This is a genomic window from uncultured Caulobacter sp. (assembly GCF_937900395.1).
GTDB lineage: Bacteria > Pseudomonadota > Alphaproteobacteria > Caulobacterales > Caulobacteraceae > Caulobacter.
Map to the genome: position 1 here is coordinate 1 of NZ_CALCDX010000058.1, position 15,694 is coordinate 15,694.

A 15,694-nucleotide genomic window follows, 5' to 3' on the forward strand; every position below is an offset into this window, starting at 1 on the left:
GAGACACCCAAGGCCCGGAACCTGCACTACTCGGCACCCAGTGAGAGCGGTGGTGTCGAGGAGCACGACGAAGGACCAGGTGGCCAGGGTGTGCAGCTCACCCAGGACCAGTTGACCAAGACGCCGAAGAACGCTCCCTGCCCATGCGGATCGGGCAAGAAGTTCAAGATGTGCCACGGCAAGGCCTCCTGACCTCCTGACCCTCTGACGGCGCCGGGCCCCGGCCTCCCCAATGGCACCCCTCGGGACGCCGCCATTGGGGGACGACGTCAGCCGATGTGGAGGGCCTCGACTCGCCATCGCCCGTCCTGCCCGACCAGACGCAGTGCCATGGCACGCACGCGAGGACCGTCCTGCAGGACCACCGCAAGCTCCGCGACCCCGTCGGCCGGCTCGCACACGCGCACGCTGCGTACAGCGATTCGGGGCCGTGGTGACTGGCCGCTGGCCGAGGTGCCCGATCGTGAACGGGCCACCAGCGACCGACGGGCGATCACGGCATACACCTCGGGGGTGGTCCAGCGCAGCAACTGCGTGGGTTGCCGCAACCCCACCAGCACCTCGGCGAGCACACCGGCCGCATCGCCTGACTGAATTCCGGTGATGTCGTTCACGCTGCCGGCATCGAAGGCGATCACTTCGCAACCGGCCGTGTTCAGCAGTGGACCGAGGACGTTGCGCGTCCAATCGTTGCGTCGCAAGCCCGGGCGGCCCAGCGGGGCCAGCATGTGCGGGCCGGCCAGTCCCTGATCGCCGTGACGCCGCCGCCCGCGCCCTCGTCCCAGCTATGAAGGCCGCAAGCGCCGAGGACTGGACCACCGAATATCTCGCCGCGATCCTGGCCGTGGCCGTGGTCGACGGCGTCGAGGGCGCGGCCGCGCACATCGCCGCTTACGGCTCGGGCCACACCGACGCGATCGTCACCGAGGACGAGGCGGCCGCCGAGGCCTTCGTCGCGGCGGTCGACAGCGCCATCGTGCTGGTCAACGCCTCGACCCAGTTCGCCGACGGCGGCGAGTTTGGCTTCGGGGCCGAGATCGGCATCGCCACAGACAAGCTACATGCCCGCGGTCCGGTGGGGGCCGAGCAACTGACGACGTTCAAATATGTGGTTCGCGGGACCGGCCAGACTCGTCCCTGACGCCGGCCGGCCCGCAGCGCAGCGCCTCGGCTTCCACCTGGAGCCGGGCATGCGCGTCGGCCTGTTTGGCGGCAGCTTCAACCCGGCGCACGAGGGCCACGCCCACGTGGCCGAGACAGCCATGCGCCGTCTGGAGCTGGACCGCGTCATCTGGCTGGTCTCGCCGCAGAACCCGCTGAAGTCCTCGCACGAGACCAAGCCGGTGGCCGAACGAATGGCGCAGGCCCGTCGCTGGGCGCGCGGCTCGGGCATGATCGTCTCGGATGCCGAGACGCGGCTGGGCTCGCAGTACACGATCGACACCCTGCGGGTGCTGAAGGCGCGCTTTCCGGGCGTGAAGTTCGTCTGGGTGATGGGCGCCGACAGCTTGGCGGGCTTCCACCGCTGGCGCGGCTGGACCCAGATCATGCGCGAAGTCCCGGTGGCGGTGATCTCGCGGCCGTGGATCGCGCTGAAGGCCCGCACAGCTCCCGCCGCCCGCCGCTTCGCCTTCGCCCGCTGGCCGGCCAGCGCCGCGTCACGCCTGCCCGACGCCACCGCGCCGGCCTGGGTCTATCTGACCGGGCCGCTGAATTTCGCGTCGTCGACGGCGCTTAGGGCGCGGCAGACAGGCAAGCTGGGCCGCTAGCTTGAGCGGATCGCGGAGGGCGAAATCGACCTTCGTGAACGCGCCCTCTCACTTTTCGCCCAATTCCGTGCTATGGAGACGATCCACAGCGACCCCATAAGGAGCAATACGCTGCGTAGCGACCCCGCGCATGGTGCGCACGAAGGCTTGGCCGGCGCCGAGTCCTCGACTGAATCCCCGGGCCTGAGTCCGGTTCTCGACGTGAAGGCGCTGGAGCGCCTGATCCTGTCCCGCCTGGACGACGACAAGGCCCAGGACATCGTCCACATCGACCTGACGGACAAGAGCTCGGTCGCCGACAGCCTGATCGTGGCGTCGGGCCGTTCGCACCGTCACGTCGGCGCTCTGGCCGACCACATTCTGCGGGCGCTGAAGGAAAACGGCTTCGGCAAGGCGCGGGTCGAAGGCCTGCCGCACTGCGACTGGGTGCTGATCGACGCCGGCGACGTCGTCATCCACCTGTTCCGTCCCGAAGTGCGCGCCTTCTACAACATCGAGAAGATCTGGGCGGTCGACGCCCCGCACCGCACGGCGGCGAACTGATTCTTCGCGTCTAAAACCGCTCATCCCCGCGAAAGCGGGGACCCAAGCGGCGCTGGCGGGCTGGCTATCGGTCGCGCCATGACCTGAAACTCGGCTTGGGTCCCCGCTTTCGCGGGGATGAGCGGGTGAAGTTCCCGATGAAGATCACCATCCTCACCGTCGGAAAGCTCGGCCGCATGGTCGAGGCGCAGCTGGCCCTGGACTACGCGTCCCGCGCCACCGCCTCGGGCCGCGCCCTGGCGCTGGGACCGGTCGAGATCGTCGAGGTCGAGGCCCGAAAGCCCGGCAAGGCGGCGGAAGCCGAGGTGCTGCGCCCGCACCTGGAGGGGGCGCACGTCATCGCCTGCGACGAGCACGGCAAGGTCCGCAAGAGCCGCGACTTCGCCGACCACCTGGCCAGGCTGCGCGATGACGGAACGCGGCGGGTGGTGTTCCTGATCGGTGGGGCAGATGGCCTGGATCCCTCGATCCTGTCGACCGCCAACGAGACCATGGCCTTCGGGCCGCAGACCTGGCCGCACGCCCTGGCCCGCGCCATGCTGGCCGAGCAGATCTATCGCGCCGCGACCATCCTCTCGGGCTCGCCCTATCATCGCGATTAGGTCTATCAAGGCCAAGATGCTTCGCCGTCCTTCGCGTCTTGTCCTGACCCTCGCCGCCCTGGCGCTCGCCGTCCCCACGGCCGGGATCGCCTGGCAGAGCGTCGACCGCGCCGCCATGGAACAGCGCGCCAAGGACCGGCAGGAAGCCGCCGACACCCGCCGCGAGATCGAGGACCTGCGGGCCGAACTCGACCGGCTGGACCACGCCCGCGTCGCCGCCGGCGCCGACGTCGACGCCAAGCGCGCCCGGCTGGAAGCTCTGAACGCCCGCGAACGCGCCATCCTGGCGGACCTTGGCCTCAATCGGCAGCGACTGTCGCGGCTGCTGTCGGCGCTGCAGCTGTTCCGCCGCGATCCGCCGCCCGCCCTGCTGGTCTCGCCGGCCGACGCCCGCGACGCCGTCCGCGCGGCCATCCTGATCCGCGCCATGACGCCCGAGCTTCAGCACCGGGCCGAGGCCTACGCCCGCCAGGCCACGGCCGTCGGAACCCTGCGCCGAGAGGCCGCCGCCGCCTCGGCCGAGCTGTTCACCGCCGAAAGCGTGGTCGCCGACCGCAAGGGCGAGATCGAGCGGCTGATCATCGAAAAGACCCAGCTGGAGCGCGCCTACGCCCAGGAAGCCCTGGCCCAGGAGAGCGAGCTCCGCACCCTCGGCGCGCTCAGCGACGGCCTGGGTCGGTCGGCGCCCACGGGACCGCTGGCGCTGCGCGCGCCGGTCGCCGGGGCCATCGTCCGGCGCTTTGGCCAGGAGATGCCCGCCGGCGGCAAGGCGCCCGGCCTGACCCTGCGGACCGACAAGGGCCTGTCGGTGACCTCGCCCGTCGCTGGAACCGTGGAGTACGCCGGCGCCCTGAACGGCTGGGGCGCGGTGATCATTCTACGCGCACAGGGCGCCTATCACATCGTGCTGGCCGGCCTCGACCAGATCACCGCCGCGCCCGGACAATCTGTCGCGGCCGGCGCCCCGATCGGAAAGATGCCGGACCATGTATCCTCTGATCCGGAGCTCTATATGGAAGTGCGTGAGAACGGCGAACCGGCCGATCCGGAACGCTGGTTCAAACAAGAGTCGCGATAAGCGGCTTTTTCGGTAATGTGACTGTCTTCGGACAATCACAAGTTCGGGTTGGACGGGGCTATAATTGGTTTGCGACGCCGCGCGTCGCCAGGGAGCCTTCTGGGCCTTAATGCGCAAGTATCTGCTCATCGGCGTTTCCGCCTTCGTCCTCGGCGCGGGGACCATGGCCTACATCAGCCCCATCGCCCAGGCGAACAACGCGCCGAAGACCAAGACCTACAAGCTGCTGGAACTGTTCGGCGACGTCTTGGGCACGGTCGAGGACCAGTACGTCACCGAGGTCGACGACAAGAAGCTGATCGAGGCGGCGCTGGACGGCATGCTGACCAGCCTGGACCCGCATTCGGGCTACCTGTCGCCCGACAGCTACGAGGACATGCAGGACACCACGCGCGGCGAATACGGCGGCCTGGGCCTGGAGGTCACCAGCGAGGACGGCGTGGTCAAGGTGATCTCGCCCATGGACGGCACCCCCGCCGCCCGCGCCGGCGTGCAGGCCGGCGACTACATCACCGCCGTCAACGGCCAGAGCGTGCTGGGCCTGACGGTCAACGAGGCCGTGAAGCAGATGCGCGGCCCGGCCGGCGAGCCGGTCACCCTCACTATCGCCCGCGACAAGAACGATCCGTTCGACGTCAAGCTGGTCCGCGAGATCATCAAGCCCAAGGCCGCCATCGCCCGCATGGAAGGCGACTATGGCTATGTCCGCCTGCCTGGCTTCAACGAGAAGGCCACCGAGGCGCTGAGCGCCTCGATCAACGAGCTGAAATCCAAGAACCCGAAGATGAAGGGTCTGATCCTGGATCTTCGCAACAATCCGGGCGGCCTGCTCGACCAGGCGGTCGGCGTGGCCGACGTCTTCCTGGACGGTGGCGAGGTGGTCAGTCAGCGCGGCCGCGACCCGCGCAACATCCAACGCTACAACGCCAAGCCCGGCGACGCGCTGAACGGCCTGCCGATGGTCGTCCTGATCAACCAAGGTTCGGCCTCGGCGGCCGAAATCGTGGCCGGCGCCCTGCAGGACCGTCATCGCGCCGAGCTCGTCGGCCTGACCAGCTTCGGCAAGGGCTCGGTGCAGACGGTGATCCCGCTGCGCGGCGGGGCCGACGGCGCCCTGAAGCTGACGACGGCGCGCTACTTCACGCCGTCGGGCCGCTCGATCCAGAAGACCGGCATCGCCCCGGACCTCGAGGTCGCCCAGACCCGCGACCAGGCCCAGGACATCGCCAACCGCGTGTGGTTCAGCGAGGCCAGCTTCAAGAACGCGCTGAACGCCGACGAGGGCAAGACCCGCGTCGCGCCGCACGCGCCGGCCGAGGCGCCGCCGCCAGGCTTCGACGACAAGAAGAACGACTTCCAGCTGGAGCGGGCCCTGGCCGTGCTGAAGGCCGGCGGCGTCGCCAACACGCCCAAGCTGCCCAAGCCGGCGGCCAAGATCGCCGAGGTCACCGCCAAGGCGGCCGCCGCCGCGACCAAGGCGCCGGCCACGGACAAGAAGTAGATCAGCGACACATGCGCTGACGGAACGCCGCCTCGCCCCCCCGGTCAGGCGGCGTTTTCGTTTCCGCCGTGCGGCGTCGCGCCGCGCTTGGCCGGGCGGTTGGCGACGTCTTGTTAACCATCTCTTCGGGCCTTCCGCTTAGCCTGCCGGGCGATGGCCGTCTCGTTTTCCCGCAAGCCCGCCTACGCCGCCGCCGCGCCCGCGTCCGGCGGGTCGGCCCCGCTGCGCGGAAAGCTGGGCGCGGCCCTGGCCAACCCTTATGTCGGCGCCGGCGGCGCGGCCTGCCTGTTCCTGGCCTCGCTGGCGACCCTGGTCCTGGTGACCAGCGACCCGCACGCCGGCAACCCGGTCGTGCGGCTGGAGCTGACCAAGATCGGCGCGACCAAGAACGCGCCCGAAGGTTGGCGCGAGGCCTTGACCGCCGAGGGCCCGCACGAGGCGCCCCTGAAGCCCGTCGAGCTCCAGCTCTCCCGCGCGCCCTTCCCAGCCGCCAGCGGCGAGGACAGCCAGAAGCCGGCCTTCGAGGGCGAGCAGCCGCCCCCGCCCGTCCAGAAGGGCCCCGGCCTGCCCCAGGCCCCCATCGCCGGCCTGACCGCGCCCGGCCCCGGCGGCGCGCCCCTGCCGATCATCGCCGCCGACGGCCGCACCGCCGCCGACGCCTATGCGCGCCCGTTCACGCCCAATGGCCGCCCCAAGGTCTCGGTGGTGATCGGGGGCCTCGGCCTCAACGCCCAGACCACGCGGGCGGCGATCGAGACCCTGCCCGCCGAGGTCACCCTGTCGTTCGCGCCCTACGCCGAGGGCCTGCAGGGCTGGATCGACCTGGCCCGCGAGCATGGCCACGAGGTGCTGCTGGAGACGCCGATGGAGCCGGCGGACTATCCGGCCAACGATCCGGGCCCCTACACCCTGATCGCCGCCAACCGCCCCGAGGACACCGTCCGCAAGCTGGAATGGCTGATGTCGCGCGCCACGGGCTATTTTGGCCTGTCGAACTATCTGGGCGCGCGCTTCGTCGACAACGACCAGGCGATGAACACCTTCAACGCCGTGCTCAAGGCGCGGGGCCTGGCCTTCATCGACGACGGCCTGGCCGCCCGGCGCGGCGGACCGATCCCGCGCGCCTCGGCCGATCGGGTGATCGACGACGAGTTGTCGGCCAGCGCCATCGACGCTCAGCTGCGCGCCCTGGAGAACGGCGCCTCCGCCCGCGGCCAGTCGCTCGGCTCGGGCTTCGCCTATCCGGTGACCATCAACCAGGTCCGCCTCTGGGCCGCCGGCCTGCAGGCGCGCGGTCTGCAACTGGCGCCGGCCTCGGCCCTCGCCCATCGCTAAACCTTGTGGAATAAGGCTCTCATGAGTTCAGAGCCTGACTATCCGCAGCACCGCCCGAACGTCGGCGTCGTCCTGTTCCATCCCGACGGCCGCGTCTGGCTGGGCCGCCGCCACAAGCAGGCGCCGCCCTACAACTGGCAGTTCCCGCAAGGCGGCGTCGATGACGGCGAGGACCTCGAAGCCGCCGCCCGCCGCGAGCTGGCCGAGGAGACGGGCGTGAGATCGGTCGAACTGCTCGGGCGCACGCCCGGCTGGATCACCTACGACTTTCCGCCGGAGGTTCTCGCCGACCCCAAGTCTTCGCGTGGCTGGCGCGGTCAGAAGCAGGTTTGGTTCGCTTACCGCTTCGTCGGAGACGAAGCCGAGATCGATCTTGCGGCGGACGAACACATCGAGTTCGACGCTTGGCGATGGGGTAGGCTCGACGAAGCACCCGAACTGATCGTACCTTTCAAACGCGGCGTCTACGAAGCAGTCGTCGCCGCGTTCGCGGGGTTCGCGCGAGGGGCCTGATTTCCGGGTCTTTCGCGCGGGGGGAGAACGGTGGTGGAAACAGTTCTGTTGATTCACGGCTACGGCTGCGCCGGCGACGTGTGGGGACCCGTCGCCGGCCGGCTGCGCGCCGAAGGCTATCGCGTGGAGACGCCGACGATCCGGGCGGCGGTGCGGACCGTCGACGGACCTCGCGCCGGTCTGGCGGGCCTGACGCTGGCCGACTACGTCGCCGAGATGGCGGCCTACGCCCAGACCCTGGCGCGGGAGACCGGCAAGAAGCCGATCGTGATGGGGCATTCGATGGGCGGGCTGATCGCCCAGAAGATCGCCGAGGCTGGCCTGGCCTCGACCGTCGTTCTGTTCGCGCCCGCCTCGCCCGCCGATGCGCGCGGCAAGCCGAAGCTGGCGCCGCTGATCACCTTCCTGAACATGGTCCTGGCCGGCAAGCCCGAGACCAAGGCCGGCAAGATGTGGAAGACCGGCTTCAAGTTCGGCGTCGCCAACGTGGTGCCGCCGGAGCGCCATGACGCGCTCTACGCCACCATGGTCTACGACAGTGGCCGCGTGCTGGCCGACCTGGCCCGGCCCCACCAGGATCCGAACAAGGCCGCCTATGTCGACGCCAGCAAGGTCACCGCGCCGATGCTGGTCATGGGCGGCGCCCTTGATCGCACGACACCCGTCGAGGACGTGCGCCTCGTCAGCAAGAAGTACGCTGGCGCCGAGTATCGCGAGTACCCCAACAACGCCCACTATCTGATAGATGAGCCAAACACGATGAAGATCCTCGACGACCTGATCGCCTGGCTGGGCGGCAAGAAGCAAACGCCGGCCGCCACCCCCGCGCCGACCGTGGCCAAGGCCCCGGCACCCGCGCCGACCCCGGCGGTCGCGCCCGTGAAGGCGGCGGAGCCCGCTCCGGCTCCGGCCCCCGCGCCGGCGCCGAAACCCGCCCCCGCGCCGGCCCCGGCTCCGGCGGCCGCCGTCGCGCCGAAGGCCGAAGCCAAGCCCAAGGCCGCGGCGAAGCCGAAGGCGGCCGCGCCGAAGAAGGCCGCCGCTCCGGCCAAGGCGCCGGCCGCCAAGGCGGCGCCCGCTGCGAAGGCTCCCGCCGCCAAGGCGAAGCCCGCCCCCGCGCCGAAGGCCGCAGCGCCCGCCAAGGCCGCCGCAAAGCCCGCCGCAAAGCCGAAGGCCGCCGCGGCTCCGAAAACGGCCGCCGCGCCCGCAAAGGCCGCGCCGAAGGCCAAGGCCGCTCCGGCCGCCAAGCCGGCCGCGACCAAGGCTCCCGCCAAGGCGGCGGCTAAGCCCGCGGCCAAGCCGGCGGCGGCGAAGGCTCCGGCCAAGGCCGCCGCGCCCAAGACGACGGCTCCGAAAGCCGCCGCGCCTAAGACTACCGCTGCCAAGACTCCCGCTCCGAAGGCGGCCGCCAAGCCGGCGGCGGCCAAGGCTCCCGCCAAAGCCGCTGCGGCGAAGCCCGCGGCCCCCAAGGCCGCCGCGGCGAAGGCCCCGCCCGCCAAGAAGCCTGCGACAAAGGCGACCGCCAAAACCTCGCCCAAGTCGAAGTAGACCGTGTACTCTGGCTCCGCCGGCCAAGCTGGTCGGCGGGGTCGTAGTCGAGTTCAAGAGCGTCCATGCGCGCACCGGTCATCATGGTCCACGGGGCCTTCTGCGGCGGCTGGACCTTCGACGCCTTCCGCGCGCCGTTCGAGGCCGCCGGCCATTCGGTGATGACGCCCGACCTGATCGGCCACGACGGCGCCCGGGGCGTCACCGGCGTCTCGATGACCGACTACGCCCGGCAGATCGCCCGTCTGGTCGAGACCTGCGAGACCCCTCCCATTCTGATCGGCCATTCGATGGGCGGCCTGGTGGCCCAGATGGCCGCCGCCCGCGCCCGCGTTTCCAAGCTGATCCTTCTGGCCCCGTCCGCGCCCTGGGGCGTCAGCGGCGCGAGCCTGGAAGAGGCCGCGTCGGCCGTGAGCCTCTACGCCCTTGGCCCCTACTGGCTGCAGGCCGTCGCGCCCGACTATGGCGTGGTGCGACGCTACAGCGTCGACCGCCTGCCGCGCCCCGCCCGCAAGGCGATCTTCGCCCGCATGACGGCCGAAAGCGGTCGGGCGCTGTGGGAGACGCTGAACTGGTGGCTGGACCCGTTCATGACCACCAGCGTCGCCGCCCCCGGATGTCCGGTGCTGGCCATCGCCGGCGGTCAGGACGTGATCCATCCCCCCGCCACCGTCCGCCAGACCGCCGCGCGCCTGGGCGGCGTCGTGGAGGTGTTCCCGCAGATGAGCCACTGGCTGCCGGGCGAACCGGGCTGGGAAGAGGTGGCGGCCATGTGCCTCGACTTCATCGCCGCCGAGGACCGGGCGGCCGCCTGACCTACTGCGGGCTGAACACCTTCAGCCCCAGAATCCCGGCCACGATCAGGCCCAGGCAGACCAGCCGCGCCGCCGTCGCCGGCTCCTTGAACAGCACGATGCCGACGATGGCGGTGCCGACCGCCCCGACGCCCGTCCAGACGGCGTAGGCCGTGCCGAGCGGCAGGCTCTTCACCGACCAGCCCAGCAGGCCCATCGATAGGACGAGGCTGATGGCGGTCAGCGCGATCGGGATCGGCTTGGTGAAGCCTTCGGTGAACTTCAGGCCCACGGCCCAGCCCACCTCGAACAGTCCGGCGATCAGAAGGATGATCCAGGCCACGACGAGCCCTTTCTTCGAAAAAGGCGGGGTCGTCCCCGGAAACGCAAAAGGCGCGGGGTCGTCCCCGCGCCTTCGCTAGATAGGTCGGTCTTTGAGACCGGGCAACCAGATCAGCGGCTGTTGGTGCTGTACAGGATCTGGGCGCGCTCGAAGTTCTTGCCGACGGAGCTCTCGTCCAGCTTCTTCAGGCGCACATAGACCAGGCCAGCGTGGCCATTGGCCCAGGCGTCGTCCCACGACACGGTGAAGCGGCGGAAGTCGCTGCCGACGGTCTGGTCGTTGCGGATCAGGCGCAGCTGCGGGCTGTTTTCCCAGGTCGCCCAGTCGTGCAGGCCGTTGGCCAGTTCCTGAGCCTGCTCGGGGCTCTGGGCGTAGTCGATCGTGACCGTGCAGATGTTCTTGTTCGAACCGGGGTTGTCGAGCGTGATGTTGTAGGGCTTGCCCAGGTCGAGGATCCACTGCTCCTTCTTCTTCTTGAAGCCGTAGTCCTTGACCAGCTGGGCGAAGTCGCCACCGGCGACCTGCGGCTTGCAGACCTTGTCCAGCACGTCCAGCAGCTTCAGCGTGACCGGGTCGGTGGTTTTCGGACCGCGCACCGGAGCGGTGTAGGTCTCGGCGGGGGCCGCGGCCGGAGCGGCCGCCACCGGCGGCGCGGCTTGGTCGGCCGGAGCAGCCGGAGCGGCTTGGTCAGCCGGAGCGGCCGGGGCGGCTTGGGCCGGAGCCGGAGCGGCGGCGGGAGCCGGCGCGGGCGTGGCGGGAGCCGGAGCGGTTTGCTCCTGGGCGACGGCGGCGGTCGAAACCGCGCCGAGAGCGATCAGGCTGACGAGCGCGAGGCGCATAGGCTGGTTATCCCCAACTGAACGAGAGGTCGGCATTAAAACCGACAGGCGGTCCCTCGCAACCCTTATGGCTACCGATTAAGGCGGAGATTAGGTCACAAATGTAATTTTGTTGGCTTGACGCCTATGGGGAAGGCGGATCGGGCCAGATCGTCACGCCGCTGGGCGGGCTGAACGCCGGATAGTCCCCCGCGACGGGTTCGATGAGACGCAGCCGCATTCCGCCCGCGCCAGACTTGCGCACATAGTCGCGGGTTCGGGTTCCCGTGCCGGTCAGATCCTTGTCGAGCTGGAAATCCGGGCGCGATTCGATCCATCCGCTCGTGGCCGTCTCGGCGACGCCGACGGGGAGCCTGATCACCAGACAGGCCGGCCCGACCTTGGACACGAGGATGCTCTGAGGCCCGGCCAGGCGCCAGATTTGCTTGTCCGCCGCCTCCCGGACGAAGGTCTCCGGCAAGGGCTGCTCGCCCAGGCAAAATAGCGCGCCGACGAGGACGGGATCCGGCGAACCCGCAAGCGCCTGGACCAAGGCTATGATCAAAAACATTGAGCGCGCCCGACGGCCTGGAAGCGGCTATCGTGACGCGCTCAACCTTAGGGCGTCAAGCGCCTCGAAATATCAGGCCGCTTCGACCGCGTGTTCGGCCAGGATGGTCAGCCCCTCGGGACCAACGTCCGCGAAGCCGCCCTGGATGTCGAACACCTTGGTCGTCGCGCCGTCCTTCACGGTCACCTTGCCTTCGCGCAGGGTGGTCATGAACGGGGCGTGGTTGGCCAGGACGCCGAAGTCGCCTTCCGCGCCCGGAGCCTGGACCATGTCCACGTCGCCGGAGAACAGTTCGCGCTCGGGGGCGACCAGAGAGAAGTGCAGCTTGGCCATCAGTTGAAGGTCTCCTCGACGCCGCCCAGGGCGGCTTCGATGTCTTCGTCGGTCTGGATCTCGGTTCCGCAGAAGGGGCAGAAGCGGATGGTGGCCAGCACCAGGCCCGTCTCGCCCTCTTCCTCGCGTTCGCCGAGGTTCAGCAGGATCAGGCCGCTGTCATGCTCGATGAGGCTGGCGGTCGTGTCCGGGGACACGGCTTCCGCCAGCTCCTCGCAGCAGAAATGGCCCAGATCGGCGTCTTCGGTCATTAGGCTTCGGCCGCCATCTTTTCGGCCTTGGCCACGGCTTCCTCGATCGGGCCGACCATGTAGAAGGCGCCTTCCGGCAGGTGGTCGTATTCACCGTCCACGATGCCCTTGAACGAGCGGATCGTGTCCTTCAGCTGGACGAAGGCGCCCGGCGTGTTGGTGAACTGCTCGGCGACGTGGAACGGCTGCGACAGGAAGCGCTGGATCTTGCGGGCGCGCGCCACGATCAGCTTGTCCTCTTCCGACAGCTCGTCCATGCCCAGGATGGCGATGATGTCCTTCAGGGCCTTGTACTGCTGCAGGACTTCCTGAACGCGACGAGCGACGGTGTAGTGCTCTTCGCCGATGACCAGCGGGTCCATGATCCGCGAGGTGGAGTCCAGCGGGTCCACGGCCGGGAAGATGGCCTGGGCCGCGATGTCACGCGACAGAACGGTGGTGGCGTCCAAGTGGGCGAACGAGGTGGCCGGAGCCGGGTCGGTCAGGTCGTCGGCGGGCACGTAGATGGCTTGAACCGAGGTGATCGAGCCCTTGTTCGTCGAGGTGATGCGCTCCTGCAGGTTGCCCATCTCGGTGGCCAGGGTGGGCTGGTAGCCCACGGCCGAGGGGATGCGGCCCAGCAGAGCCGACACTTCGGCGCCGGCTTGGGTGAAGCGGAAGATGTTGTCGACGAACAGCAGCACGTCCTTGCCTTCTTCGTCACGGAAGTATTCCGCGATCGAGAGGCCCGTCAGGGCGACGCGGGCGCGGGCGCCCGGGGGTTCGTTCATCTGGCCGTAGACCAGGGCGCAGCGCGAACCTTCGGTCGAGCCGTTGTTGGCCTTCGGGTCGACGTTCACGTTCGACTCGATCATCTCGTGATAGAGGTCGTTGCCTTCGCGGGTGCGCTCGCCCACGCCGGCCAGAACCGAGTAACCGCCGTAAGCCTTGGCGATGTTGTTGATCAGTTCCTGCATCGTCACGGTCTTGCCGACGCCGGCGCCGCCGAACAGGCCGATCTTGCCGCCCTTGGTGTAGGGGCACATCAGGTCGATGACCTTGATGCCGGTGACCAGCACCTCAGCGGTGTTGGTCTGCTCTGCGAAGGTCGGGGCGTCGCGGTGGATCGGGCGCGACAGGGTCGACTGGATCGGGCCCTGCTCGTCGATCGGCTCGCCGATGACGTTCATGATGCGGCCCAGGGTGCCCGGACCGACCGGCACGCGGATCGGCGCGCCGGTGTCCTTGACCGGCTGGCCGCGGACCAGACCTTCGGTGGCGTCCATGGCGATGGCGCGGACGGTGTTCTGGCCCAGGTGCTGGGCGACTTCGAACACCAGGCGCTGGCCGGTGGCGGCGTTGACGGTCTCGACGGCGTTCAGGATCGCCGGCAGGGCGCCGTCGAACTCGATGTCGACGACCGCGCCGATGATCTGCACGAGGCGGCCGGTGGCGCCGTCCAGGTTGACGGCGGCGTTGGCCGGAGCCGAAGCGGCGGCGGCCTTCGGGGCGGCCGGCTTCTTGGCGGCGGGCGCCTTGGCCGCGGCGGCCTTCGGAGCAGCGGCGGCCTTGGGGGCGGCGGGCTTCTTGGCGGCGGCGGTCGCCGGCTTTTCAGCGGGGGTCTTGGCCATGGCTTGCGGGTCTTTCGGTCTCTGCGTGCTTGTGTCGTTAGGCTAGATCAGACGGCTTCGGCGCCGGAGATGATCTCGATCAGCTCCTTGGTGATCTGAGCCTGGCGGGAGCGGTTGTATTCGAGGGTGTAGCGCTTGATCATCTCGCCGGCGTTGCGCGTGGCGTTGTCCATGGCGGTCATCTGGCTGGCGTAGAAGCCCGCCATGTTGTCCAGCAAGGCCGACAGGATCTGGACCGTCAGGTTGCGCGGCAGCAGCGTCTCGAGAATGGCCTCTTCCGAGGGCTCGTACTCGTAGACCGCCGTCGGGCCCGAGGCGGCTTCGACGCCGTCGACGGTCGCCGGGATCAGCTGCAGGCCCGTCGGGACCTGCTGCACCACCGACTTGAAGCGGCTGTAGAACAGGGTGACCACGTCGGTCTCGCCCGCTTCGTACTCGCGGGTGATGACGTCGGCGATCGGCTGGGCCACCGACAGCGTCAGCTGGCGATAGGCCGACAGGTCGAAGGTCTCGACGATCCGGCCGGCATAGGGCTTGGCGAGCTGGGCCGTCACCTTCTTGCCGACGCAGATCACGCGGACGTCCTTGCCCTGCTTGATCAGGCCGTCGATGTGGGCGCGCGCGGCGCGGACGATCGACGAGGTGAAGCCGCCCGCCAGGCCGCGGTCGGCGGCGGCGACGACGACCAGGTGGCGGTCGTCGCGGCCGGTGCCGGCCAGCAGCTTCGGCGCGCCGTCGCCCGAGACGCCGGCGGCGAGATTGGCGATGACGCTGGCCAGACGCCGGGCGTACGGACGAGCGGCCTCGGCCGCGTCCTGGCTCCGGCGCAGCTTGGCCGCCGCCACCATCTGCATCGCCTTCGTGATCTTTTGCGTCGCTTTGACGCTCGAGATCCGATTGCGCATTTCCTTTAGGCTTGCCATCCGCCTATCAGACCTTCCTAAACAGCCACCACGTGGTGTCGTCCATCACGGTCGTCCTTCTCCAGAAGAACCCGTAATCGACCAGCACCAGATCCGGGAACAGATCCAAGTAGAGCGAGCCGAAGTCGTTCTTGAACAGAAGACCTTGCTCGCCTCGGTACGTAATCGTTTCCGCCTTCGGCGAAAAATACTCGGCGCACAGCACGTACTTGGCGGACACGCGATGAATCTCGCGCATCGTGGCCTCGAGCTTGGTCGGATCCACGTGGATCAGAACGCCCGAGGTGAACGCCATGTCGACCGCGCCATCCGCCAGGGGGATGCTGTGGCCGAAACCCTCGAACAGACGCTCGGGCGGCAGGACGCCGTCTTCGAGAATCTGCTTGCGAGCCGCGCTGTTCGGCTCGATGCCCCACAGCTCCGCGTCGGTGATCGCCTGAAGGCCCCGGAGGTTCAACCCGACGTTCGGGCCGACTTCCAGAATGCTCTTGGGCGGATCGCCGACCAGGCGCGGCAGCACCTGCCCCCAAGCTTTCGTCCGGCCCCGCACGGCGTCGACGGTCACGGCGTTCCGCTCAGTGTAGCGGTCGCCGAACTCGCCGGACCAGGCGCCTTCAGTCTTGGGGGCGTCAGCCATTTGCCTATGCTTCCTTAGGCGAAGGTCGCCGAGAAGCTGTCGAGCGCGCTCTTCAGCGTGTTCTCCAGATCCTTGTCCAGCGCCTTCTTGGTGCGGATGCCTTCCAGCAGGTCGGCGTGCTGGCTGTGCAGACGGGCCAGGAACTCGGTCTCGAACCGGCGAACCGACGAGGTCGGGATCTTGTCCAGATAGCCGCGGGTGCCGGCGTAGATCACGCAGACCTGCTCTTCGACCGACTGCGGCGCGTATTGCGGCTGCTTCAGCAGCTCGGTCAGGCGCTCGCCGCGGGCCAGCATCTTCTGGGTCGAGGCGTCCAGGTCCGAGCCGAACTTCGCGAAGGCGGCCATTTCACGGTACTGGGCGAGTTCGCCCTTAATCGGACCGGCGACTTGCTTCATCGCCTTGATCTGGGCCGACGAGCCGACGCGCGACACCGAGATGCCGACGTTCACGGCCGGACGGATGCCTTGGTAGAACAGGTCGGTTTCCAGGAAGATCTGGCCGTCGGTGATCGAGATCACGTTGGTC

The 15,694-nt window shown here is 69.0% G+C and carries 19 protein-coding genes and 2 pseudogenes; 11 read left to right on the plus strand and 10 right to left on the minus strand.

What is annotated here, in order from left to right; genetic code table 11:
* On the plus strand, window positions 1-192 hold a 192-nt coding region (locus Q0379_RS05205), incomplete at its 5' end, for an SEC-C metal-binding domain-containing protein (protein ID WP_299005231.1).
* A 77-nt stretch (window positions 193-269) separates the two neighbouring features.
* Here Q0379_RS05205 and Q0379_RS05210 read toward each other — a convergent pair.
* The gene (locus Q0379_RS05210) at window positions 270-728 is read right to left on the minus strand and encodes an Rv3235 family protein (protein ID WP_299005234.1); all 459 of its coding nucleotides are present in this window, start codon (window positions 726-728) and stop codon (window positions 270-272) included.
* 23 nt (window positions 729-751) lie between these two features.
* Here Q0379_RS05210 and proA point away from each other — a divergent pair.
* The 10 genes and pseudogenes from proA to Q0379_RS05260 form a co-directional block, all read left to right on the plus strand.
* Window positions 752-1,141: pseudogene (proA, locus tag Q0379_RS05215) on the plus strand (gamma-glutamyl-phosphate reductase); the annotation flags it as partial.
* Complete coding sequence (locus Q0379_RS05220) at window positions 1,107-1,769, plus strand: nicotinate-nucleotide adenylyltransferase (RefSeq protein WP_299005236.1); 663 nt, start codon at window positions 1,107-1,109, stop codon at window positions 1,767-1,769. The pseudogene proA and the gene Q0379_RS05220, both read left to right, overlap by 35 nt.
* Before the next feature lie 111 nt (window positions 1,770-1,880).
* A complete protein-coding gene (rsfS, locus tag Q0379_RS05225) occupies window positions 1,881-2,312 on the plus strand; it encodes a ribosome silencing factor (protein WP_197426741.1) in 432 nt (143 codons plus the stop codon).
* Between the two features lie 137 nt (window positions 2,313-2,449).
* Window positions 2,450-2,914 carry a 23S rRNA (pseudouridine(1915)-N(3))-methyltransferase RlmH gene (gene rlmH / locus Q0379_RS05230; RefSeq protein WP_299005238.1) on the plus strand — a complete coding sequence of 155 codons (465 nt, stop codon included), beginning with the start codon at window positions 2,450-2,452 and terminating at the stop codon, window positions 2,912-2,914.
* A 16-nt stretch (window positions 2,915-2,930) separates the two neighbouring features.
* Window positions 2,931-3,992 carry a peptidoglycan DD-metalloendopeptidase family protein gene (locus Q0379_RS05235; RefSeq protein ID WP_299005240.1) on the plus strand — a complete coding sequence of 354 codons (1,062 nt, stop codon included), beginning with the start codon at window positions 2,931-2,933 and terminating at the stop codon, window positions 3,990-3,992.
* Between the two features lie 109 nt (window positions 3,993-4,101).
* Window positions 4,102-5,493 (plus strand): S41 family peptidase, encoded by a 1,392-nt coding sequence (locus Q0379_RS05240; protein ID WP_299005242.1) that lies wholly within the window; start codon window positions 4,102-4,104, stop codon window positions 5,491-5,493.
* Between the two features lie 153 nt (window positions 5,494-5,646).
* Window positions 5,647-6,828, plus strand: a complete 1,182-nt coding sequence (locus Q0379_RS05245; RefSeq protein WP_299005244.1) for a divergent polysaccharide deacetylase family protein — start codon at window positions 5,647-5,649, stop codon at window positions 6,826-6,828.
* Between the two features lie 21 nt (window positions 6,829-6,849).
* Window positions 6,850-7,341, plus strand: a complete 492-nt coding sequence (locus Q0379_RS05250) for an RNA pyrophosphohydrolase (RefSeq protein ID WP_299005246.1) — start codon at window positions 6,850-6,852, stop codon at window positions 7,339-7,341.
* Window positions 7,342-7,371: 30 nt separating this feature from the next.
* Complete coding sequence (locus tag Q0379_RS05255) at window positions 7,372-8,886, plus strand: alpha/beta fold hydrolase (protein ID WP_299005248.1); 1,515 nt, start codon at window positions 7,372-7,374, stop codon at window positions 8,884-8,886.
* A gap of 65 nt (window positions 8,887-8,951) precedes the next feature.
* Window positions 8,952-9,701, plus strand: a complete 750-nt coding sequence (locus Q0379_RS05260; RefSeq protein ID WP_299005250.1) for an alpha/beta hydrolase — start codon at window positions 8,952-8,954, stop codon at window positions 9,699-9,701.
* Between the two features lies 1 nt (window position 9,702).
* Here Q0379_RS05260 and sugE read toward each other — a convergent pair whose 3' ends face one another.
* The 9 genes and pseudogenes from sugE to Q0379_RS05305 all read right to left on the minus strand — a co-directional run.
* Window positions 9,703-10,023, minus strand: coding sequence for a quaternary ammonium compound efflux SMR transporter SugE (sugE, locus tag Q0379_RS05265; RefSeq protein WP_066686480.1), 321 nt, complete (start codon window positions 10,021-10,023; stop codon window positions 9,703-9,705).
* A 110-nt stretch (window positions 10,024-10,133) separates the two neighbouring features.
* Window positions 10,134-10,898: a hypothetical protein gene (locus Q0379_RS05270; protein ID WP_299005257.1), complete on the minus strand. Its 765-nt coding sequence runs from the start codon at window positions 10,896-10,898 to the stop codon at window positions 10,134-10,136.
* An 88-nt stretch (window positions 10,899-10,986) separates the two neighbouring features.
* Window positions 10,987-11,394 carry a hypothetical protein gene (locus Q0379_RS05275; RefSeq protein WP_299005260.1) on the minus strand — a complete coding sequence of 136 codons (408 nt, stop codon included), beginning with the start codon at window positions 11,392-11,394 and terminating at the stop codon, window positions 10,987-10,989.
* A 90-nt stretch (window positions 11,395-11,484) separates the two neighbouring features.
* Window positions 11,485-11,745: an ATP synthase F1 subunit epsilon gene (locus Q0379_RS05280; RefSeq protein WP_066686484.1), complete on the minus strand. Its 261-nt coding sequence runs from the start codon at window positions 11,743-11,745 to the stop codon at window positions 11,485-11,487.
* Window positions 11,745-11,996 (minus strand): hypothetical protein, encoded by a 252-nt coding sequence (locus Q0379_RS05285; RefSeq protein WP_066686486.1) that lies wholly within the window; start codon window positions 11,994-11,996, stop codon window positions 11,745-11,747. Before Q0379_RS05285 ends, Q0379_RS05280 begins: the two co-directional genes overlap by 1 nt.
* Window positions 11,996-13,606, minus strand: a complete 1,611-nt coding sequence (gene atpD / locus Q0379_RS05290) for a F0F1 ATP synthase subunit beta (RefSeq protein ID WP_299005266.1) — start codon at window positions 13,604-13,606, stop codon at window positions 11,996-11,998. The genes Q0379_RS05285 and atpD overlap by 1 nt, the downstream gene beginning before the upstream one ends.
* A 47-nt stretch (window positions 13,607-13,653) precedes the next feature.
* Entirely contained in the window at window positions 13,654-14,529 is an 876-nt protein-coding gene (locus Q0379_RS05295) for a F0F1 ATP synthase subunit gamma (protein ID WP_299005269.1), read from the minus strand.
* Window positions 14,530-14,536: 7 nt separating this feature from the next.
* Window positions 14,537-15,166, minus strand: a complete 630-nt coding sequence (locus Q0379_RS05300; protein ID WP_299005272.1) for a pseudaminic acid biosynthesis-associated methylase — start codon at window positions 15,164-15,166, stop codon at window positions 14,537-14,539.
* A 14-nt stretch (window positions 15,167-15,180) separates the two neighbouring features.
* Window positions 15,181-15,694: pseudogene (locus Q0379_RS05305) on the minus strand (F0F1 ATP synthase subunit alpha); the annotation flags it as partial.